The sequence below is a fragment of the Polaribacter sp. HL-MS24 genome (assembly GCF_032758595.1).
Classification (GTDB): Bacteria; Bacteroidota; Bacteroidia; order Flavobacteriales; family Flavobacteriaceae; genus Polaribacter.
This window is the reverse complement of sequence record NZ_CP136415.1, coordinates 1,753,194-1,774,432: the sequence shown is the minus strand read 5'-3', so window position 1 is coordinate 1,774,432 and position 21,239 is coordinate 1,753,194. Positions and strand designations below refer to the sequence as shown.

22 protein-coding genes and 1 pseudogene are annotated in these 21,239 nt (G+C 35.3%); 9 read left to right on the top strand and 14 right to left on the bottom strand.

Annotated elements, in window-relative coordinates; all coding sequences use genetic code 11:
- Positions 1-69 precede the first annotated feature (69 nt).
- On the top strand, positions 70-792 hold the full coding sequence (locus RRF69_RS08335) for a bacteriorhodopsin-like (protein ID WP_316939357.1): 723 nt from the start codon (positions 70-72) through the stop codon (positions 790-792).
- Between the two features lie 88 nt (positions 793-880).
- Here RRF69_RS08335 and RRF69_RS08330 read toward each other — a convergent pair whose 3' ends face one another.
- Positions 881-2,305 carry an L-serine ammonia-lyase gene (locus RRF69_RS08330; protein ID WP_316939356.1) on the bottom strand — a complete coding sequence of 475 codons (1,425 nt, stop codon included), beginning with the start codon at positions 2,303-2,305 and terminating at the stop codon, positions 881-883.
- A 360-nt stretch (positions 2,306-2,665) separates the two neighbouring features.
- On the opposite strand from RRF69_RS08330, the gene dnaK reads away from it, so the two are divergent.
- The 3 genes from dnaK (at position 2,666) to RRF69_RS08315 (ending at position 5,863) form a co-directional block, all read left to right on the top strand.
- A complete protein-coding gene (gene dnaK / locus RRF69_RS08325) occupies positions 2,666-4,558 on the top strand; it encodes a molecular chaperone DnaK (RefSeq protein WP_316939355.1) in 1,893 nt (630 codons plus the stop codon).
- A gap of 230 nt (positions 4,559-4,788) precedes the next feature.
- The gene (locus RRF69_RS08320) at positions 4,789-5,313 is read left to right on the top strand and encodes a hypothetical protein (protein WP_316939354.1); all 525 of its coding nucleotides are present in this window, start codon (positions 4,789-4,791) and stop codon (positions 5,311-5,313) included.
- A gap of 121 nt (positions 5,314-5,434) precedes the next feature.
- A complete protein-coding gene (locus RRF69_RS08315; RefSeq protein ID WP_316939353.1) occupies positions 5,435-5,863 on the top strand; it encodes a DUF2141 domain-containing protein in 429 nt (142 codons plus the stop codon).
- Between the two features lie 74 nt (positions 5,864-5,937).
- On the opposite strand, the pseudogene RRF69_RS08310 reads toward RRF69_RS08315, so the two are convergent.
- The 11 genes and pseudogenes from RRF69_RS08310 to RRF69_RS08260 form a co-directional block, all read right to left on the bottom strand.
- Positions 5,938-7,028 (bottom strand): annotated as a pseudogene (locus RRF69_RS08310) (amidohydrolase family protein).
- A gap of 101 nt (positions 7,029-7,129) precedes the next feature.
- On the bottom strand, positions 7,130-7,663 hold the full coding sequence (locus RRF69_RS08305) for a 3-hydroxyanthranilate 3,4-dioxygenase (RefSeq protein ID WP_316939352.1): 534 nt from the start codon (positions 7,661-7,663) through the stop codon (positions 7,130-7,132).
- A gap of 137 nt (positions 7,664-7,800) precedes the next feature.
- Positions 7,801-8,577: an SDR family oxidoreductase gene (locus RRF69_RS08300; RefSeq protein ID WP_316939351.1), complete on the bottom strand. Its 777-nt coding sequence runs from the start codon at positions 8,575-8,577 to the stop codon at positions 7,801-7,803.
- A gap of 101 nt (positions 8,578-8,678) precedes the next feature.
- A complete protein-coding gene (locus tag RRF69_RS08295; protein WP_316939350.1) occupies positions 8,679-10,121 on the bottom strand; it encodes an aldehyde dehydrogenase in 1,443 nt (480 codons plus the stop codon).
- 37 nt (positions 10,122-10,158) lie between these two features.
- On the bottom strand, positions 10,159-10,560 hold the full coding sequence (locus RRF69_RS08290; protein ID WP_316939349.1) for a RidA family protein: 402 nt from the start codon (positions 10,558-10,560) through the stop codon (positions 10,159-10,161).
- Between the two features lie 90 nt (positions 10,561-10,650).
- Positions 10,651-12,060 (bottom strand): NAD(P)/FAD-dependent oxidoreductase, encoded by a 1,410-nt coding sequence (locus RRF69_RS08285; RefSeq protein ID WP_316939348.1) that lies wholly within the window; start codon positions 12,058-12,060, stop codon positions 10,651-10,653.
- The gene (locus RRF69_RS08280) at positions 12,061-12,399 is read right to left on the bottom strand and encodes a hypothetical protein (protein ID WP_316939347.1); all 339 of its coding nucleotides are present in this window, start codon (positions 12,397-12,399) and stop codon (positions 12,061-12,063) included.
- On the bottom strand, positions 12,384-13,085 hold the full coding sequence (locus RRF69_RS08275) for an aminotransferase class V-fold PLP-dependent enzyme (protein ID WP_316939346.1): 702 nt from the start codon (positions 13,083-13,085) through the stop codon (positions 12,384-12,386). Before RRF69_RS08275 ends, RRF69_RS08280 begins: the two co-directional genes overlap by 16 nt.
- Positions 13,082-13,339 (bottom strand): hypothetical protein, encoded by a 258-nt coding sequence (locus tag RRF69_RS08270; RefSeq protein ID WP_316939345.1) that lies wholly within the window; start codon positions 13,337-13,339, stop codon positions 13,082-13,084. Before RRF69_RS08270 ends, RRF69_RS08275 begins: the two co-directional genes overlap by 4 nt.
- Before the next feature lie 43 nt (positions 13,340-13,382).
- Positions 13,383-15,275, bottom strand: a complete 1,893-nt coding sequence (gene serA, locus RRF69_RS08265) for a phosphoglycerate dehydrogenase (protein ID WP_316939344.1) — start codon at positions 15,273-15,275, stop codon at positions 13,383-13,385.
- 139 nt (positions 15,276-15,414) lie between these two features.
- Positions 15,415-16,236, bottom strand: a complete 822-nt coding sequence (locus RRF69_RS08260; protein ID WP_316939343.1) for a hypothetical protein — start codon at positions 16,234-16,236, stop codon at positions 15,415-15,417.
- Positions 16,237-16,424: 188 nt separating this feature from the next.
- Here RRF69_RS08260 and gcvP point away from each other — a divergent pair, with 188 nt between their 5' ends.
- From gcvP to RRF69_RS11795, 4 genes are all read left to right on the top strand, one after another.
- Positions 16,425-19,262 (top strand): aminomethyl-transferring glycine dehydrogenase, encoded by a 2,838-nt coding sequence (gene gcvP, locus RRF69_RS08255; RefSeq protein WP_316939342.1) that lies wholly within the window; start codon positions 16,425-16,427, stop codon positions 19,260-19,262.
- Between the two features lie 87 nt (positions 19,263-19,349).
- Entirely contained in the window at positions 19,350-19,547 is a 198-nt protein-coding gene (locus RRF69_RS08250) for a hypothetical protein (protein ID WP_316939341.1), read from the top strand.
- Positions 19,548-19,881: 334 nt separating this feature from the next.
- Positions 19,882-20,094, top strand: a complete 213-nt coding sequence (locus tag RRF69_RS08245; protein ID WP_316939340.1) for a hypothetical protein — start codon at positions 19,882-19,884, stop codon at positions 20,092-20,094.
- 35 nt (positions 20,095-20,129) lie between these two features.
- Entirely contained in the window at positions 20,130-20,213 is an 84-nt protein-coding gene (locus RRF69_RS11795) for a hypothetical protein (RefSeq protein ID WP_410479481.1), read from the top strand.
- On the opposite strand, the gene RRF69_RS08240 is transcribed toward RRF69_RS11795, so the two are convergent.
- Positions 20,210-20,500 carry a hypothetical protein gene (locus tag RRF69_RS08240; protein WP_316939339.1) on the bottom strand — a complete coding sequence of 97 codons (291 nt, stop codon included), beginning with the start codon at positions 20,498-20,500 and terminating at the stop codon, positions 20,210-20,212. The two genes, RRF69_RS11795 and RRF69_RS08240, sit on opposite strands and share 4 nt — an antisense overlap.
- Positions 20,501-20,605: 105 nt before the next feature.
- Here RRF69_RS08240 and RRF69_RS08235 point away from each other — a divergent pair, with 105 nt between their 5' ends.
- Entirely contained in the window at positions 20,606-20,860 is a 255-nt protein-coding gene (locus RRF69_RS08235; RefSeq protein WP_316939338.1) for a hypothetical protein, read from the top strand.
- A gap of 85 nt (positions 20,861-20,945) precedes the next feature.
- On the opposite strand, the gene RRF69_RS08230 is transcribed toward RRF69_RS08235, so the two are convergent.
- A complete protein-coding gene (locus RRF69_RS08230; RefSeq protein WP_316939337.1) occupies positions 20,946-21,203 on the bottom strand; it encodes a hypothetical protein in 258 nt (85 codons plus the stop codon).
- Positions 21,204-21,239: the final 36 nt, after the last annotated feature.

Genomic DNA, 21,239 nt, shown 5'->3' with positions numbered 1-21,239 from the left:
TTCAAATTTAATAATTTTTCTGTATATTTGTTAAAATTAACTAATTTACTAACTTAAACTTTAACCTTTATGAATTTATCAATTAAATTTTTATCGGTTGCTCAAATGGCAACTGATGATTATGTTGGATTTACATTTTTTGTAGGATGTATGGCAATGATGGCCGCATCAGTATTTTTCTTTTTATCAATGAACAGTTTTGATAAAAAATGGCGGACTTCCATTTTAATTTCTGGATTGATTACCTTTATTGCTGCTGTACATTATCTCTATATGAGAGATTATTGGGCTGCTTTTTCAGACTCCCCAACATTCTTCAGATATGTAGATTGGATCTTAACAGTTCCTTTAATGTGTGTTGAATTTTACTTAATTTTAAAAGTAGCTGGAGCAAAAAAATCATTAATGTGGAGACTCATCTTCTTATCTGTAGTAATGTTAATTACAGGATATATTGGAGAAGCTGTAGATCAGAATAATGCATGGTTATGGGGTCTTCTTTCTGGAGCTGCCTATTTCGTGATTGTTTATGACATCTGGTTAGGAAGTGCTAAGCAATTGGCAGTTCAAGCTGGTGGATCTGTATTAAAAGCTCACAAAGCACTTTGTTGGTTTGTCTTGGTAGGTTGGGCAATTTATCCATTAGGATATATGGCTGGAACTCCAGGATGGTATTCAGGTCTTTTCGGAGGATTGGATATGGATGTTATTTATAACATTGGAGATGCAATCAATAAAATCGGTTTTGGACTTGTAGTATATAATTTGGCAGTACAAAGTTCTGCTGAATAATTCATACAAAATTAAATACCATTGGAAACCCAAAAGCTTTAAGCTTTTGGGTTTTTTCATACAAGAGATTATCTCCTTACGAACAGAATTAACAATCAACCATTCTAACGGTAACAGCCAACCCTCCTTCAGAAGTTTCTTTATATTTTTTATTCATATCCTTTGCAGTTTTCCACATCGTATCAATCACTGTGTCTAAAGGAACTTTCACCTCGTTTGGATTGGTCTCTAAAGCCATTTCAGCAGCATTTATTGCTTTGATAGCACCCATAGCATTTCGCTCAATACATGGTATCTGCACCAAACCTGCAATCGGGTCACAAGTCAATCCTAAATGATGCTCCATTGCTATTTCAGCAGCAACCAGACATTGCGAAGGAGTACCTCCTAGCAATTCTGTCAGTGCAGCAGCTGCCATAGCAGAAGAAACTCCAATCTCTGCCTGACAACCTCCCATAGCGGCAGAAATTGTTGCATTTTCTTTAAAAATGCTTCCAATTTTACTAGCAGTCAATAAAAATTTTTGAATCTGTTCAAAATTTGCTTTATGGTTTTCTATCACCAAATAATACATTAATACTGCAGGAATTACCCCTGCGCTTCCATTAGTTGGAGCTGTAACAACTCTGCCCAAAGAAGCATTCACTTCATTGACCGAAAGCGCAAAACAACTCACCCATTTTAAGATTTCTCGAAATTTTACTTCGGTGCTTCGAATGGCTGTAATCCATTCTTTCGGATTTGAATACCTTGTACCCTTAATGAGTTTTGAGTGAGTATCAAAAGCACGTCTTTTTACTTGCAGCCCTCCGGGTAAAAACCCTTTTGTATGACAACCAATATACATACATTCCAACATCGTATCCCAAATTCGTTGCAACTCTTTATCAATAGTATCTTTCGAGCGAAGTATCAATTCATTTTCAAAAACAATTTCAGAAATCGATAAATTTTGTTTCTTACAATACGCTTCCAACTGAATAGCTCTGTTGATAGAGAAAGGGAAATTTTGTTTGGTGAGTTCAACTTTATCAACTAAAATGTCATCATCCTGAATGACAAAACCTCCTCCAATAGAATAATAGGTTTCTTGGGAAATCACTTTACTCTGATGATAGGCTGTAAAAGTCATGCCGTTGGAGTGAAAAGGTAAAAACGCTTTCTGAAAATGAATCGATTCCAAAGAAAAAGAAATCATTCTCTCATTGTTTAAATACAAGAGTCCACTTTCTTTAATACTTTGAATAGTTTCGTCGATCTCTGCAATAGGAATGTATTCTGGATCGGCTCCACTCAAACCCATCAATACTGCAATATCAGTTGCATGTCCTTTTCCCGTCAAAGAAAGCGAACCATACAAATCGATTTGAATGGCATCTGCCTTTAAAAAAACTGCCGTTTTTTTTAGTTTAGAAATCCATTGTTGAGCGGCTTTCCAAGGGCCTAAGGTGTGTGAACTTGAGGGGCCCACTCCTATTTTCAACATATCAAAAACGCTAATAAATTGTGACATTCATAATTATTTAGATTCATAACTCGTAAATATATACTAAACACACAAAATAGTTCTAATATTATACGAATACTAAAATACTATTTTATTTTACATACCACAGTAAGACTGAATGTTCAATTCAAAAAATCTCTTTAAACGTTGCAAACATCCCCTCAAAAATTTACTTACCGTTCCACTTTAAAAAAACTTTTCAGTAATAAAATCATTTCGATTGAACCTTTTTTATGTCAATATGTCACTCCTACAAAATCAAATCCTTCGAAAGACTGACAATTTACATCCAAAGATTTGTTGGCACACACTTTGACTATTGGTAGATGTTGAATAAAAAAAGAAATTTAATATAAATTAGATATTATGAGTAAAATTATAGGAATAGATTTAGGAACAACAAATTCATGTGTTTCTGTGATGGAAGGAAATGAGCCCGTTGTAATTCCAAATGCAGAAGGAAAAAGAACAACCCCATCTATCGTAGCATTCATTGAAGGTGGAGAGCGTAAAATTGGGGATCCTGCAAAAAGACAAGCAGTTACGAATCCTACTAAAACGGTTTACTCTATCAAACGTTTTATGGGGAACAAATTTTCTGAATCTTTAAAAGAAGCAAAAAGAGTTCCTTATAATGTTGTAAAAGGTGACAACGATACTCCAAGAGTAGATATTGACGGACGCTTATATACGCCTCAAGAAATTTCTGCAATGGTATTACAGAAAATGAAAAAGACAGCTGAGGACTATTTAGGATCAGATGTTACTGAAGCGGTGATTACAGTTCCTGCATACTTTAACGATGCACAAAGACAAGCGACTAAAGAAGCAGGTGAAATTGCTGGTTTAAAAGTAAGAAGAATTATCAACGAACCTACTGCAGCTGCATTAGCTTACGGTTTAGATAAATCTCATGATGATAAAAAAATTGTTGTTTTTGATTTTGGTGGTGGAACACATGATGTTTCTATCTTAGAATTAGGAGACGGTGTTTTTGAAGTATTGGCTACAGATGGTGATACTCACTTAGGTGGAGATGATGTTGATGAAAAAATCATTAACTGGTTAGCAGAAGAATTCAAAGCAGAAGAAAACATGGACTTGAGAGAAGATCCTATGGCTTTACAACGTTTGAAAGAAGCTGCTGAAAAAGCGAAAATTGAACTATCATCTTCTGCACAAACAGAGATCAACTTGCCATACGTAACTGCTACTGCTAGCGGACCAAAACACTTAGTACGTTCTTTAACAAAAGCGAAATTTGAGCAATTAATTGACGATTTAGTAAAAAGAACTATCGCACCTTGTAAAACTGCTTTGAAAAATGCAGATTTAACAATTGATGATATTGACGAAATTGTATTGGTTGGAGGTTCTACTAGAATTCCTGCTGTACAAGAAGCTGTTGAAAAATTCTTTAAAAAATCACCAAGTAAAGGCGTTAACCCTGATGAAGTTGTTGCTTTAGGAGCTGCTATTCAAGGTGGAGTTTTATCTGGTGATGTGAAAGATGTATTGTTATTAGACGTTACACCTTTATCTTTAGGAATTGAAACTATGGGGAATGTGTTTACAAAACTAATCGATGCAAACACAACCATTCCAACAAAAAAATCACAAGTATTCTCTACGGCAGTAGACAATCAACCTTCAGTAGAAATTCACGTTTTACAAGGAGAGAGAGCAATGGCTGCTGATAACAATACAATTGGACGTTTCCATCTAGATGGATTACCTCCAGCACAAAGAGGAGTTCCTCAGATAGAAGTTACTTTTGATATTGATGCAAACGGAATCATTAAAGTTTCAGCATTGGACAAAGGAACAAACAAATCTCATGAAATTAGAATTGAAGCTTCTTCTGGATTATCTGAAGAAGAAATCGCTAAAATGAGACAAGAAGCAGAAGAAAATGCAGATGCTGATAAAGCTGCAAAAGAAACTGCAGAAAAAATTAACGAAGCAGATTCTATGATTTTCCAAACAGAAAAGCAATTAAAAGAATTTGGTGAAAAATTATCTAACGATAAAAAAGAGCCTATTGAAGCTGCACTTGTTACCTTAAAAGCTGCTCACGAATCGAGAGATTTAGGGCAAATTGAAACAGCAATGGCTACTATTAACGAAGCATGGAAAGCCGCTTCTGAAGAAATGTATGCTGCAGAACAGGGAGCGGGAGGAGCACAACAAGAAGAGCCAGCAGCAGCAGATGCTCAAGGTGACAATGTTGAAGATGTTGATTTTGAAGAAGTAAAGTAAAATGACTCCTATCGCTGTTTGTGATAGGCTATAAATTACTACAGTTGAATACCATTCAACGACTTTTTAAAAATTCAATTTCTTAAAACCCTAAAAACGCAATCATTGATTTGATTGCGTTTTTTTTTATGAAATAATCCTCCGAAAGCAAAAAGCCCCTGAGACTTGAAAACGGAGTCCACCAATTCAAATTACTTTATTATTTTCGTAGAACATTAACCACAAGATTTTTGAAAACTTACAATCAAACCAATTTTTTTAAGCATACTTTTTGTGAATTTCAACAAATTGAGGACTTTGATTTTCCAAAAAAGACCCATTATCAAAGCAAATCTGAAAGCGCCTACTTTTATACTGAAGAAGGTGTTTATAGAAGGTCAACGCATTGGGGAAGAGTCGCAAATTGCCGATGGAAATTCATTGCCAATAAAGACTACAAAAATCAAACTATTGGTCTTGGATTTGCCAAATGGACAGACTTCTACCCGATTGAAACTGCTCAAAAAATATTTTATATTGAGGTTGATTATGAATCAAAAACAGCTACAATTCGGGTAAATACAAATTCCTCCTCAAATCATTGTTTCGTATTTTATGAAGCGCAACAAAAAAGAAAGCAAATCATTCACTTGTTGAACAATGATAAATGGGCACAATATTATGAACAAGACATTGAAAAACTGCGCTTCAACATCATTTCAGAATACATACAATCTAAACAAAGCTTACAACAAATCAAAAGGAACTATCGCTAACGCCTTCGAAATTTTTTAATAGAAGTACAATTCAGGATTCAAAACAGACGATTCGGTATCATTCTTGTGTTGATAATCAGAAAAACGTTCGATATTTGAATCATTGATTAAAAAACGTATTATGAAAAAAACATTCTACATTCTACTCTTTCTTTTTGGCGGGTTCATTTCTCTGAAAGCCCAAGAAAAAACAACCACCTTTACATTAACTGCAAACTTTTCTGGGATGAACTCTGACATGGGAAAACTTTTTGTAGCAATTTACACCACAGATTCTACCTTTTTAAAGAAAAACTATCGCGGGAAAATTGTAACGATACAGGACCGACAAGCAGTGGCTATTTTTGAAAACTTACCAAAAGGTGATTATGCACTTTCATCTTTTCATGACGAAAATAACAATCAGAAGATGGATACCAATTTCTTTGGAATCCCTAAAGAGCCTTTAGGAATGTCAAATAACGCAAAGGGCTTTATGGGACCTCCAAAATTCAAAGATGCGAAGTTTATGCTAGAAGCGGATACAAGCATTGCCATAACAGTCAACTAGAAAAAACTCCAGGCACTTCAGAAATCATTGAGTCGAAACCCTATCTCATGAAAATAGTTTAGAATAGAAGTTGACTAGCTATTAGAAAGTATCTTTTTCACCAAATCTTGTTTTGCTTTTTCATCATCACCAAACAACCATTGCAGAGTATTGTCTTCCCAAATTTGATCGTACTGCTTTTGATCAATAATGTCTCTGTCCTTTGCCAAGTCTAAAATTTTCCTGGATAGGAAGATTGTGCGTCATTCTCCATCTCCCCAAGAGGATAGGGGTCATCTAATCCCATAATTACTTGACTAGCTCCTTGTTTGTCAATCATTAATTTTAGCGAATCAGTATCGTGAACCAGGGTATCAAAAAAGATGTTCTTGTGTCCAACTGCTTTTCTTGGATGCGTTTTCCCTTCAAACAAATCGGGTCTTCCATCAAAACCTTGAATTCGTCGTCCTAAATTCATCTGAGCCAATTGTCCACCGTGTGCAAAACAAGTTCGAATATTTTTAAACCGTTCTTGCATCCCATTCAAGGTATAAAAATGATAGGCATCACCGCATTGCGCCAGCATCCAAATGAGATGAAAACGCCAATTGGTATTCTCTAATTTTATCATTTTATCTCCATCATAAGGATGGATTTCAATGGCCAATTTGTATTTATCTGCCAATTCAAAAATCCGGTCATTTTCTTTATCAAAAACGCATCTCCATTGACCGATAGAGTCCATAAAATGGGTTGGCAAACACAAAACTTTGAGTCCCAATTCTTCTACACATCGTTCAATTTCATAGAGGGCTCCATAAATAAAACCGGGGTGTACTACAAACCCACAGGTGAATTTATCGGGATGATCGTGTTGGACTTTTGCATTAAAATCATTTTGGAAACGCAAAGCTTTTTTCATTTCTTCCAAACGCAAACCATTTCCATACAGTTGCGATAGGTTTAAAACAACTGCATGATCCAGTTTGTTTTTTTCCATCCAAACTATTTTTTCATCCAAAAAAAAACTGGAATCTGTTACAGGTCGCTTCCATCCTTTTTGCAGCATATGCTTACGCTCATCATCGACCCAAAAAATTTCTTTATCCTTCATAAATTGAGGTATTTGCTCTGGATAAGGTAGTAAGTGTGAATGTCCGTTGATTCGTAGCTTTCGTTTTTCCATTTTATCTATTGCTCCTCCTTAAGTAGAAACCTTTCTATTTCAGTTTAATATTTTTTCTGACCATCCTTCAATTGAGTCGATCACCAGCATTTCAGAACTATTTAATCATGTAATAAATTTGGCTTTTCCATCATTTTCCCACAACTCGAACAAGTACATTTTTCACTATCGGAATAATACCTATCAAAAATTACTGGCAAATCAACTTCAATATTCTCTAAAGCAAATTCTTCTCTATACAAGAGGTTTTCACAGTTTTCACAATACCATTCCAAGGCATCCAACATCCCTTCAGAACGTGGATATTCAATTACCAAACCTACAGTGTTTTCGGTTCTTTGTGGCGAATGTGGCACTCTGGCAGGTAATAAATAAATATCACCTTCATGAATTGCTACATCCCTCATTTTTCCATGGTTGTCAATAATTTTTAAAATCATATCCCCTTCCAATTGGTAGAAAAATTCTGGAGTTTCATTATAATGATAATCTTTTCGATTGTTGGGCCCTCCAACCACCATCACAATATACTCCCCATGATCCCAAACTTGTTTGTTCCCAACAGGTGGTTTTAACAAATGACGATGTTCATCAATCCACTTTTTTAAATGCAATGGCTGTACTAAATTACTCATATGAAGTACCCGCTTAATCTCCCAAAAGGAAGAGCCTCAAAATGGGCGTTTTGAGATTTAATTACTATTATTTTCGAAACTAAATTTACACATTTTTTTTCAAACAATTTTATCCTATTAGAAACCTGAATGCTCGGCTATAATGATTTTGTTCTTCCTCCATCAACTGGCAAGTTAATTCCATTGATATAACTGGCTTGTTTACTTGCTAAAAATACAACAGCAGCAGCTGTTTCTTCTGGTTTTGCAAAACGCTTAACAGGAACATAATTTTTCATTATTTGTTCCATTTCCGCTACAGATGATTGCTCATGCTGAGCTTTGATCTTAATGATTTCATCTAAACGTGAAGTGTTTGTAAAACCGGGTAAAACATTATTCACCGTAATTTGAAAATGGGCAAGTTCTGTTGCTAGTGTTTTCGCCCAATTCCCTACAGCATTTCTTATGGTATTCGAAACGCCTAATCCAGGAATTGGTTCTTTTACAGATGTGGAAATTATATTTATAATTCTACCAAATTTTTCGAACTTCATAAACGGAACTACTGCCTTCGTTAGAATTTGATTGCAAATTACATGCATTTGAAATGCATTTAATAAGTCTGTGGTTGTCGCTGATATTAATTCTCCACTTCTAGGCCCCCCAGTATTGTTTACTAGAATATGAAATTTAAAATCGGTAGTTTCTATTCTTTTTTCTAACTCATGGGGTTTTGAAAAATCTGCCACCAAATAACTATGGCATTGATGATCATTTGGTAATTCAGCCAAAACTGCTTTCAACTTTTCTTCATTTCTTGCAATTAAAGTAACATTTACCCCTTCTTCTGCCAATAAGATTGCCGTTGCTCTTCCGATTCCTTGGGTGCTTCCACAAACTAATGCGTTTTTGTTTTTTAATTCTAAATTCATTTATTTATGATTGTATGACCTCAAGAATAACGATTGGGACCTCTAAGTCCGTATCCTTTTTCTTTCATCTTGGTTATTAGTGTTCAGAGACCATGAACCCTCTATTCATATTGAATACATATATTTTTGGGTTCTGTAAAAAACCGCAAGGCTTCAAAACCACCCTCTCTACCGATTCCACTTGCCTTTTTTCCTCCAAAAGCGGTTCGTAAATCACGCAACATCCATGTATTCACCCAAACAATTCCGGTTTCTAATTGCTTAGAAAACTGCAGGGTTCTATTTAAATTATTAGTCCATAGAGATGCTGACAATCCGTATTTCACATCATTTGCTAATTGCAACGCTTCCTTTTCTGTTTTAAAAGGCATCATGGTTACAACCGGGCCAAAGATTTCTTTTTGATTTGCAGTGCACAAATTATTGGCCACCTCTATGACAGTAGGTTGTAAATAATAGCCATTTTCACAATTTTTTACGGTAACTTTATTTCCTCCAAAAATAATTCTCCCTCCTTCTCTCTCTGCAATTTCAATATACTCTTTTACTTTTTTGAAATGCTGTTTAGAAACTATTGCACCTATACTGGTCTCCGAATTTTTAGGATTTCCAACTTTTAATTCCGCTACTTTTTGAATAAAATCTTTCTTGAATTTCTCATAGATTTCTGCTTCTACTAAAATTCGACTTCCACATAAACAAATCTGGCCTTGATTTGAAAAAGAAGAACGAACTGTTGTTGCTAACATTTTGTCATAATTACAATCTGCAAATATGATATTTGGATTTTTTCCTCCTAATTCTAAAGATAATTTTTTAAACAATGGGGCAGCTACTCTGGCAATATGAGCCCCAGTTGCTGTTCCGCCTGTAAATGAAATTGCTTTGATTTGTGGGTGCTCAACAATAGCTTGTCCAGTAGATGAACCATTCCCGTGAACAATATTTAACACTCCATTTGGCAAACCCGCATCTGAACAAATCTCGCCAAATAAGTAGGCTGTCAGTGGTGTAATTTCACTTGGTTTTGCAACTACACAGTTTCCCGCTGCAATTGCAGGGGCAATTTTCCAAGTAAACAAATACAAAGGTAAATTCCACGGAGAAATACAGCCTACGACCCCAATGGGTTCTCGTAAGGTAAAATTAATCGCATTGAAACCAGTACTTTCATGACTTTCTGATGAAAACTGTGTAAGTGCATCTGCAAAAAATTGAAAATTACTTGCCGCTCTTGGAATGTCTACCGACTTTGCCAAATGAACGGGTTTTCCATTGTCTTTAGATTCTGCTGCTGCTAAAAAATCTAGTTTCTCTATAATTAAGTTTGAGATTTTGGAAAGAATTTTACTTCTTAGTTCTAAAGTAGTGTTGCTCCAACTTGGAAAAGCATTTTTTGCAGCTTGGTACGCATTCTCTACATCTTCTTTTGAAGAATTAGGAACTTGACCATAAACTTCTCCGACTGATGGGTTGTAATTGTCAAGATATTCTCCATGTATTGGGTTTTCGAATTTTCCGTTGATGTAGTTTTTAATTTTCATTGTGTTTTAGATACGCGCTTTCCTATTTTCTGAAATCTTATTTTTTATAAGCAGTAACCTTAATCTCCACAACCAGATCGGGGTGTGGTAATTGATGAACTGCCACTGTTGTTCTTGTAGGGCCAGTTTCTTTATCAAAAAATTCTGCATAGGCTTTATTATACCCAGCAAAATCATTCATATTCACTAAAAAAGCTGAAACGTCAACTACATCTTTTAAACTAGCTCCTACTGTTTGTAAATTTGTATCAATATTCTGTAAAACTTCTCTTGTTTGTGTCTCAATATTAAGATGTTTGGTTCCCATTTCATCAATAATATCTACTCCTGCAATGGAATTATCTGCTCTTCTAGCGCTCGTCCCAGATACAAAAATAAAATCTCCAACTACTTTTAGGTGGGGATATGCGCCTCTTGGTGTTACTTTCTTTTCTGCCATATTCTTTTTAGTTAATTCTAATAACTTAATAGTTCCTCTTAAATTCCTGACTATTGCGCTTGGGACTTCTAGGAAAGTGACCTTTATCACTTACATTCCAGCAATTTTATCTTCATGTAAAATTTGGTTGGTCTCTTTCGTTAGCTTTCTTAAAATGACTTCCAGTTCCTCTTTGGTCATTTCCGAATGCGTATGAACTTTTTCGTCAGCAATTAAGTTGAGTAATGCCTTGTCTTGAGCTCTTCCTCTTATCATCGCCTCTTGATACCCAATATCTTCATTAAAGGTAACCAAAGAATATTTAGAAAAATATTGGGCCGGAAAGTGCTTTTCCAAATCCATCTCAATGATTCTCTTTTCCTTAAACAAAGGGTTTGCAACATGATCTCTCATTTCATAATAGTTGTCTATGGCAAGATCAGCAATGGCATCTGTATCGTGTTTTCTGGCTTTTTCATAAGCTTGAAAAACAGTTTGCCAATCTCCTTGGTATTTCTCTAAAACTTCATCAAAAACCACTACATCTTCAAACGATGCGTTCATTCCTTGTCCGTAAAAAGGAACAATTGCATGGGAAGAATCCCCCATCAGTAATGTCTTGTTTTTATAGCTCCAAGGCGAACATTTTACGGTCCCTAAAGGTCCTGTTGGATTGTTTAAAAAAGCCTCTTTGATATTTGGAATTAATGCCAGTGCATCTGGAAATTCATGTTCAAAAAAAGTAGTGATTTTTTCGTCACTAACCAAATTATTAAAATTAAACTCACCTTCATCATAGCTCAAAAACAAGGTTACCGTAAAACTCCCATCCCTATTGGGAAGAGCTATCAGCATAAAATCACCACGCGGCCAGATGTGCAAATGTGCATTACTTATTTGGTGTTTCCCATTTGAGTCTGCAGGAATTTCTAACTCTTTATAGCCATGATTTAGGAAGTTCTGAGAATGGCTAAATAAAAATTTTCGTTCAGAAACATAGCTTTTTCGCAATGAGGAACCCGCTCCATCAGCACCAAAAATAACATCGGCTTTGATAGATACTTTTTCTTGAGTGTCTTGATCCTTAAAAATTGCCACTGTTTTTCCAATATCAATATGCTTGCACTTTTTATTAAAATGAAGAGACACATTCTTGTGTTTTTCTGCTTCGGTCAATAAAATTCCATTCAAATCGCCCCGCGAAATGGAGTTGATATGTTCTCCTTCTCTTCCCGAATACTTCGAAGAAAAAGTATTGCCATTGGCATCATGCATCAGTCGTCCGTACATCGGGATGCAAATCTCTTTTACTGCAGCTTCCAGTCCACACAGTCGCAAGGCTTTTAACCCCCGATCCGAGAGTGCTAGGTTGATAGACCGTCCCGCTGAAATATCTACTTTTCGAAGATCGGGTCTACTTTCATAGACCGCTACTTTATAGCCTCTTTGGGCAAGTCGTAAGGCGAGTAAGCTTCCACATAGTCCGGCTCCAACAATGAGTATTGTCTCTTGATTATTCATTTATACTAGTTCTTTTAAAATTGAAACCATTCGGAAGACATCTTCAAAAGAAGTGTACAGCGGAACGGGTGCACACCGAATGACATCTGGTTCTCGCCAATCTGTAATTACCGAGTGTGCTCTCAATTGTTTGTGTAAACTTTTATCAGCATTTTTAACCTGAATGGATAATTGACACCCTCGTTCCTTTGGTTTTTTTGGAGTAATGATTTTAAAATCATCCGAGCCAATTTCATGAATTAGAAACTCAACATATCCTGTTAATTTTTCTGATTTTTGACGCAGCGCATCCATTCCCGCTTCTTCAAAAATATTTAAAGATGCTAAGATCGCTGCCATTGATAATATTGGTGGGTTCGACAGCTGCCAGCCCTCTGCTCCTTCCATGACATCAAAGGGTTGTCGCATATTAAAACGAGTTGCTTTGTTGTGATTCCACCAACCAGAAAATCGTGGTAGGTCTTTATTTTTAGCATGTCTTTCATGAACAAATACACCAGACAAACTTCAGGACCTGAATTGAGGTATTTATAAGTACACCAAGCTGCAAAATCTACTCCCGAGTCGTGTAAATTAGGCTGAATATTTCCTGCGCCATGTGCCAAATCGATTCCAACCTTACAATTTTTTGAATGCCCAATTTCGGCAATTCTTGGAAGGTCTAAAAACTGACCCGTATAATAATTCACTCCTCCAATTAACAAAAGAGCAATTTCATCTCCTTTTTCTGAAATAATATGTTCTAAATCCTCAATTCGTAAAAGCTCTTCTCCTTTTCTAGGTTTCCATTCAATAAGATCCTCCTCACTAAAACCGTGAAATTTTAATTGAGACTGCACCGCATATCGATCTGACGGAAAAGCATCACTTTCAATTACAATTTTATATTTAATTTTTGTCGGCTTGTAAAAAGAAACCATTAACAAATGCAGATTGGTCGTTAAGGTATTCATGACCACTACTTCTAGAGGTTTAGCGCCCACAATTTTCGCCATTTGGTCTCTGAGTAATTCGTGGTAATTCAACCAGGATTTTTGGCTTCAAAATGTCCTTCTACTCCTAAATTTGCCCAATCGATTAGTTCTTGCTGAATGTATTTCTGGGTTGTTTTTGGCTGCAATCCTAAAGAATTTCCAGTAAAATAGAGCCAATTGTTTCCATTTGAATCTTTTGGAATATGGAATTGATTTCGAAAAGAAGCGAGTGGATCATGAAGATCTTGTTCTTTTGCGTATTCTAAAGAGTTAAAATAATGCATAAAAAAAATGATTGTCTTCAAATATAAAACAATCATTTTTTAGATGAATAAAAATTGTGCAATTTTAATAGAGCACTCTAAATTTTATAGTCCCGTTTACTTCTCTTAGTTTTTGGAGTACTTTTGGGTTGTAATCTTTGTCTAAATCGGTAATTACATAGCCCACTTTCTCATCGGTTGACAAATACTGACCGTTGATGTTCATGTCAAACTTGGCTAACACCTTATTGATTTCCGCCATTACCCCTGGCATATTTTTATGAATATGTAAAAAACGATGCGCTTTTGTTTGTCTTGGCAAACGGATGTTTGGAAAGTTTACCGCATCTACTGTATTTCCAGAATTGATGTATGCCATTATTTTGCTCGGTACAAAATCGGCAATATCTCTCTGCGCTTCCTCTGTACTACCACCAACATGGGGGGTTAAGATCACATTCTTTAATCCTTGTAATTCTGTAAAAAACTCACCATTTTTCGCAGGTTCTTCTGGATAAACATCTACAGCAGCTCCAGCAATTTTCCCAGAAACTAAAGCTTCTTTTAAGGCTAAAATATCGACTACAAAACCACGGGACAAGTTGACTAAAACAGCGCCATCTTTCATTTGAGATATTTCTTTTTCTCCGAAGAAATTTTTATTGGAAGCGTTGTCATCAATGTGTAAAGTAACCACATCTGAAATGGATAATAATTCAGATAAATCTGAAACTTTAGTTGCATTTCCTAACGCTAATTTATCTTCAATATCATAATAGAATACATTCATACCTAAAGCTTCCGCTAAAATTGACAATTGTTTTCCGATATTTCCATATCCAACAATTCCCAACTTCTTTCCTCGAACCTCTTTTGAACCCTCTGCTGTTTTATTCCATTGCCCATTGTGAATTTCGGTACTTCTTTGGAATACACTACGCATCAACATAATAATTTCTCCAATTGCCAACTCAACAACAGAACGGGTATTGCTATAGGGTGCATTAAAAACGACAATTCCGCTTTCTTTACAAGCCTCCAAATCTATTTGCTTGGTACCAATACAAAAAGCCCCAACCGTCATTAATTTATCAGCAGCTTCAATTACTTTTTTAGTCACTTTTGTTTTGGAACGAATTCCTAATACATGAACATCTTTAATTTTTTCAATCAATTCGTCTTCAGATAAACTTCTTGAAACCGTTTCAACAGAAAAACCATCTTTTGATAATTTTTCAAAGGCATCTGGATGTACATTTTCTAATAATAAAATTTTAATTCTATTCTTTGGGTACGAAATATTTCTTGGTAGCTTGTTCACGTATAAAAATTCATCTAAGTTAGGAGCAATATGATCTGCATTCTCGGTCGTTTTTTCTCTTGAAACATTCTCGGTATAGGCAAAAAACTTATCGGCAACACCTGCTTCTCTAGTGACATAATCACTGTATCCGTCACCAATCACTTGTATTTCACCGTTCAAATCCATGTTTTTTAAACATTCAATTTTTCCATTGTGTTTTGACAATACATTGTTGGCATCAAAACCAATAATTTCACCGTCTTGAGCGAATTTAAAGGTGTTGGCATACACTCTCTCTGAGGGGATGTTATATTCCTTGACGATCGGATCGATAAATTCTTTAAAGCCGCACGAAATTACATAAATATCATTTGCAAATTCTTCAAAGAAGGCTTTATTACTTTCAATCGATTTGGAAACTTGCTTTTTCAAAGCAGCAATTAAGGCACTTAAATCTGCTTTATTCGCTTTCAACAATGAAATTCGTCTCTCCAAAGATTCAGTAAACGAAATTTCGCCGTCAATTCCTAAATTCGTAATGTCAATAATTTCTTGAATAATTGCTTCCTTTTGGGGATTATTTGCCAAGGTAATTTCAGCTAAAATATCCAATGCCTCTACACGAGTTAAGGTACTGTCAAAGTCGAAAATATAATTTCTTTTTACGCTATTCATCAGTATAACTTTAGTTCTGAATTGAGTGAGTAAATCTACAAAGTTAAAATTCCATAAAGAAGTGTTTTTAAAGATTTATTGAATCTTTTCAATTTGGAGACAATAATTTTTAAGTTCACAAAATAAATCGAAAAATTGTCTAAAAATTATGGAATCTCAAAAGAAGTAGCCACCAAAAGATAGGTAACGCTTCGACCCAAAAAGAACTATAGTATTTGGATTGCTCTTTTTGAGCTCGCATTAAGAAAATTAATACGAGAAAGAAGAACAAAAGAAAACTGTTTTTTGACTGCATTGAAGCAGCTAAAAAATACTCCATCACCAAAGAAATGATCATCAAAATCAACCCCAAACGTTTTGTCTTTGGGATACCAATTTTCTTGGGAATGGTTTGCAAAGAAATTGCATCATATTGAACGTCTCGAATATCAAAAGGAAGAATTAACACTACCACAATCAAGAATCGTTGAAGGGCAGAAAGCAGTCCAGGAAGATCGATTGTTTGTTGGGCATCAAAAACGGGCAATAAAACAGTAAATCCACACCAAACAAATGCAACGACTATGATTTTTAAATAGCGAAAACTTCGTAAGCTCTTCTGGAAACCGACGCCAAAAGGAACTGCATAGAGAAATGTAATTAGCCCAAATGGGATACTAAACAACAGGGTATGTAATGGCAAGGAATACCCGTAAAAACACATGGCAAAAAAAGAAACTAAAGAGAACACTTGAATAGCTTTTAGAGAACGTGTTAGACTTCTGTGATGCAATTTTGCAAGTCCAGCATATTTCACAAAATTATAGCCCGTAATTGTCCCAAAAAAAATAAAATAATTAAGGTTTTCATTATAGCCTAAATCGAAGTAAATTTCTGTAACGCGAACAAAACTATACACCGCTAAAGCAACGTGAATACTCGCGTTTATATAAAAGTCGAAGATTCGTTTGAACAAGCTCATTTCACAAAAATAGGCTTTCTGTTTATAACCTCTAAAAATAGTTCATAATTAAGTGCCTTTTCTACTTTGAGTTTTGATCAAGTAATTGTTTTATTACCTATTTTTGAAAGATGAAAAATTAGACGAATTCTTCATCACAACACCGGTGCAAAAAAAATAAAAAAGAAGTCATTACAAAACTTTATTTCATGAATACGAATTCATTTCAAAGAAGACATATTGGTCCTAACTTAGAGGAACAAACACAAATGTTATCCTACATCAAAGCAGAGGACTTAGAGCAGCTGATTGCACAAACCGTTCCTGACAATATTCGTTTACAAAACGAACTGGATTTAGAACCTGCCATGAGCGAATATGAATACTTAGCGCACATCAAAGCACTTTCAGAAAAGAATAAAGTTTTGAAGACATATATCGGTTTAGGATATCACGAAGCGATTGTACCGAGTGTTATTCAGCGAAATATTCTAGAAAATCCAGGCTGGTATACCGCCTATACACCGTATCAAGCAGAAATAGCTCAAGGACGTTTGGAAGCGCTTTTAAATTTCCAAACCATGATCTGCGATTTTACGGGAATGGAATTGGCAAATGCTTCTCTGTTAGACGAATCTACTGCTGCTGCAGAAGCCATGGCTTTACTTTTTGACGTTAGGGAACGTTCCAAGAAAAAAGCTGGCGCTAATAAGTTCTTTGTATCTGACGAAATTTTACCACAAACCCTATCCTTACTCCAAACACGTTCTACTCCTATCGGGATTGAATTGATAACTGGAAATCACGAAACTTTTGATTTTGCTGATGATTTTTTTGGTGCTCTTTTACAATATCCTGGAAAATATGGACAGGTTTTTGACTATGAAGCTTTTGTATCCAAAGCCACTCAAAACGAGATAAAAGTAGCTGTTGCTGCAGATATTTTATCCCTAGCAAAACTCAAAGCTCCTAGTGAATTTGGTGCTTCGGTAGTCGTTGGGACTACACAACGTTTTGGAATCCCATTAGGATATGGAGGCCCACATGCCGCTTTTTTCGCGACCAAAGAAGCGTATAAAAGAAGTATTCCAGGAAGAATTATTGGAGTTACCAAAGACAAAAACGGAAAGAGAGCCTTACGAATGGCATTGCAAACCCGAGAACAACATATCAAACGTGAAAAAGCAACTTCCAACATTTGTACTGCACAAGTTTTACTCGCAGTTATGGCAGGAATGTATGCGGTATATCATGGGAAAGACGGAATTCAATACATTGCAGACAGTGTTCATCATCAAACAAAAATAGTTGCCAAATCTCTAGAAAATTTAGGCTTCAAACAATTGAATTCTATCTATTTCGATACCCTTTTAATTGAAGCAGATGCGAAAATACTAAAACCAATTGCTGAAGCAAATGGGATCAATTTCAATTATATCGACAATCAGCACATTTCAATTTCTATCAATGAAACGGTTGGTGAGAAAGAAGTCAAAGCAATTGTTCGCTGTTTTGAAAAAGCGTTTCATCTGAAATCAACAGAAGTAGTAGCAGTGACTTCAGTCATTCCAGAAAGCATCAGTCGAACGACCTCTTTTTTAGACAATAAAATTTTCAACACCTATCAATCTGAAACAGATATGATGCGGTATATCAAAAAATTAGAGCGCAAGGATTTGGCTTTAAATCATTCGATGATTTCTTTAGGATCCTGTACTATGAAATTAAATGCTGCTTCCGAGATGCTACCGCTGAGCAATCCACAATGGGGAAATATTCACCCATTTGTACCTTTAGATCAAGCGAAAGGCTACCAAGAAGTTTTACAAAAACTAGAGCATCAATTAAATATCGTAACTGGTTTTGCAGGGACCTCTTTACAACCCAATTCAGGAGCGCAAGGAGAATTTGCAGGCTTAATGACCATAAGAGCTTATCATCAAAACAATGGAGATACCAATCGAAATATTTGTTTGATTCCTGCTTCAGCACATGGCACAAACCCTGCTTCTGCGATAATGGCTGGAATGAAAGTGATTGTGACCAAAACTGCAGAAAACGGAAATATTGATTTGAATGATCTTCGAGAGAAAGCAATATTGCATTCAGATAACTTAGCAGCTTTAATGGTTACCTATCCGTCAACTCACGGTGTTTTTGAAAGTGAAATTCAAGAAATTACCAAGATTATTCATCAGCATGGTGGCCAAGTGTATATGGACGGGGCAAATATGAATGCACAAGTTGGACTGACCAATCCTGCTACTATTGGCGCTGACGTTTGTCATCTAAACCTGCACAAAACTTTTGCCATTCCTCATGGAGGTGGTGGTCCTGGAGTAGGCCCTATTTGTGTAGCTCCTCAGTTGGTGCCCTTTTTACCTTCTAACCCGATGGTAAAAACTGGAGGTAAACAAGCAATTACAGCCATTTCTGGAGCTCCTTGGGGCTCTGCTTTGGCATGTTTGATTTCCTACGGATACATCACGATGTTGGGATCAAAAGGCTTAACAGCCGCAACTAAAATAGCAATTTTAAACGCAAACTACATCAAAGAGCGTTTGGAAGGATATTACCCTACTTTGTATACAGGTGAAAAAGGACGCGCTGCCCACGAAATGATTATTGATTGTCGTGATTTTAAACAAAAAGGGATCGAGGTTGTAGACATTGCAAAACGCTTAATGGATTACGGTTTTCACGCTCCAACAGTTTCTTTCCCTGTAGGAGGAACGATGATGATTGAGCCTACAGAATCTGAAAGTATTATCGAGTTGGACCGTTTTTGTGATGCAATGATTTCTATTCGTGAAGAGATTACAAATGCAACAAAAGAGGATGAAAACAATGCTTTGAAAAATGCCCCTCATACTCAAGAGATGTTGACTTCAGATGAATGGGACTTACCCTATACTCGTAAACAAGCAGCTTTTCCATTGGACTATATTGCTGAGAATAAATTTTGGCCTTCAGTCCGTAGAGTAGATGATGCCTATGGGGATCGGAACTTGATTTGCTCTTGCAACCCAATTGAAGATTATCTCTAATAGACACCGATTTTCGTTTGTTTCAAATTGTAATTTTACGGGAGAATTCAAAGGTTTGGTGTAAAAGAAGTTCTCGAATTTACAAAAATGAGAGTTGTTGTAAATACTTATAAAACGTCAGACAACATCTTTTTTACGGTTTTAGTAATCGATGTAAGAGCAATTTTAAACAAGCTACACAAAGACCGAATAGGTAGAAATAATTTGTTTTACAATTTAAAGGATACCCATAAAAATGCCAAGCTTATCAAATCCAAAGCTGAAGGAAAAGGTAGAGAGAAATAGGTAAAGTGGCTCTACTATGAAATGACTGACTCTGATCAGAAATATTTCTTAAATGTTGTGTTAATGAAAAATGATCACTAAGAGTTGCAAGCTATTACAGACACACTTATAAAGTAAAAAGCCTCCTCAAATTCAGCGGTTGGCTGCAGGCCTACATGATTCGAAAAGACTTTTATGAAAATCAAAAATAATAAAAAAATTGATTTCACACAAGGCGTAGCCGTCTGATGAGCACTTATGCAATAACAATACGCGAATAATTTGTATTTTTATGTAAGGATTCACAATTAGAAATAAGAAATATACTGAGTTTTTGTATTCATACGCAAACGTATTGGATGATTCACTTTCTAAGCTGCCAAAATTTAAAGGCTATGCATATAGAGGTGTACGCTTAGGTAAAGATGATATAGCTAAGTATGTATTTGCATTTAAAAACAAAACAACAATTACAGAAAGGTTTTTTCAATCAACATCATATGATGCAGAGAAAGGTTTTCGTGGAAATGTACGATTTATATTAGACGTTAAGTCAGGAAGAAAATAAAGGATTTTTCAGCATTTAAAAGTGAAAGCGAAGTATTGCTAAATAGAAATACAATGTATAAGGTTAAAAATATATTAGAATCAGAAAATGTTATTGAGGTATATATGGAAGAAATTTAATGGCGACCAGTCGCTTCGACTTGCATACGTTCAGAATGCAATCGAGTGTCATCTTCTATTTGCTGTTTTAAATTTGTTGGAATTTTCAATAAGTCTTTTTGGTACTGTTCTTTGCAATCAGAAATGTATTTTGAAAAATAATTGTATTCAATTATTTTCCCATTCGCATCAATGTAGGGATTTAATTCTCTTCTTGCTTTTGAATTCCATTTTAACCATTCAATTTCCTTCCCTTTTACTGGGTTGCCTGAAGTGTCAGAAAAAGGATTGTTACTTAAATCTATCACAATAACAAAGATACAAAAAAATGAGTAAAGAGATAAACATATTAAGATCTGCAGATGATTACATCAATAATCATGATGTAGAAAAATCTGTTGAAGAATTGTTTATTGAGTTCAGAAAAAATAGTTGACCTACATATAGAGTTTGAAAAATATTTAAAAGAAAATAAGTTAAATCAAAATCTAGAAAAAATGCAAAGAAGCAAAAGGCTGTTGGCAAAACGCAAACTATTTTCTGAATGGTATTTAGTGACAACGCAAAATGAATTGGACACAAAAGTTGTATTCATAGATCTGTCAGAATTCACTTTTGCATCTAAAAGGACTATTCAAAAAGACTTATCGAGTGAAGCTACGGTTTAATTTATTTTTTATCAATATTTTTTTTATTAATAGCAATTATTTTTATCACTAATTAATAATCTAAATTATCTGTTGTGAATTGATTTCAATTTGTATTTTTATGTGAGGATTCACAAGTTCGCATTTCTACAACCGGATCAAAGCCAATAAAACTCCGTTCTTCAATTTTCATTTTAGTGCCGACTTCCAGCAGTGCCATCGCTTTCCATTTCGCCGCTTCAGCATTCAAAGCTCTGTTTATTTTTGTGTTGGCTGATATTTTCTTTTTCACCCTAAATAACACGGCATTGCTCGACTTATTGAACATGGTCCAAAAAAAACGTTTTATTTTTTGTGTCACCACAATTTAGCCGCCCTCGTTATGAATGCTCGCATAAGG

Coding starts and splice junctions, on each gene's coding strand:
- RRF69_RS08335 (WP_316939357.1), top strand. CDS start 70: ATGAATTTATCAATTAAATTTTTATCGGTTGCTCAAATGGCAACTGAT.
- RRF69_RS08330 (WP_316939356.1), bottom strand. CDS start 2,305: ATGTCACAATTTATTAGCGTTTTTGATATGTTGAAAATAGGAGTGGGC.
- dnaK (WP_316939355.1), top strand. CDS start 2,666: ATGAGTAAAATTATAGGAATAGATTTAGGAACAACAAATTCATGTGTT.
- RRF69_RS08315 (WP_316939353.1), top strand. CDS start 5,435: ATGAAAAAAACATTCTACATTCTACTCTTTCTTTTTGGCGGGTTCATT.
- RRF69_RS08305 (WP_316939352.1), bottom strand. CDS start 7,663: ATGAGTAATTTAGTACAGCCATTGCATTTAAAAAAGTGGATTGATGAA.
- RRF69_RS08300 (WP_316939351.1), bottom strand. CDS start 8,577: ATGAATTTAGAATTAAAAAACAAAAACGCATTAGTTTGTGGAAGCACC.
- RRF69_RS08295 (WP_316939350.1), bottom strand. CDS start 10,121: ATGAAAATTAAAAACTACATCAACGGAAAATTCGAAAACCCAATACAT.
- RRF69_RS08290 (WP_316939349.1), bottom strand. CDS start 10,560: ATGGCAGAAAAGAAAGTAACACCAAGAGGCGCATATCCCCACCTAAAA.
- RRF69_RS08285 (WP_316939348.1), bottom strand. CDS start 12,060: ATGAATAATCAAGAGACAATACTCATTGTTGGAGCCGGACTATGTGGA.
- RRF69_RS08280 (WP_316939347.1), bottom strand. CDS start 12,399: ATGGCAGCGATCTTAGCATCTTTAAATATTTTTGAAGAAGCGGGAATG.
- serA (WP_316939344.1), bottom strand. CDS start 15,275: ATGAATAGCGTAAAAAGAAATTATATTTTCGACTTTGACAGTACCTTA.
- RRF69_RS08260 (WP_316939343.1), bottom strand. CDS start 16,236: ATGAGCTTGTTCAAACGAATCTTCGACTTTTATATAAACGCGAGTATT.
- gcvP (WP_316939342.1), top strand. CDS start 16,425: ATGAATACGAATTCATTTCAAAGAAGACATATTGGTCCTAACTTAGAG.
- RRF69_RS08250 (WP_316939341.1), top strand. CDS start 19,350: ATGAGAGTTGTTGTAAATACTTATAAAACGTCAGACAACATCTTTTTT.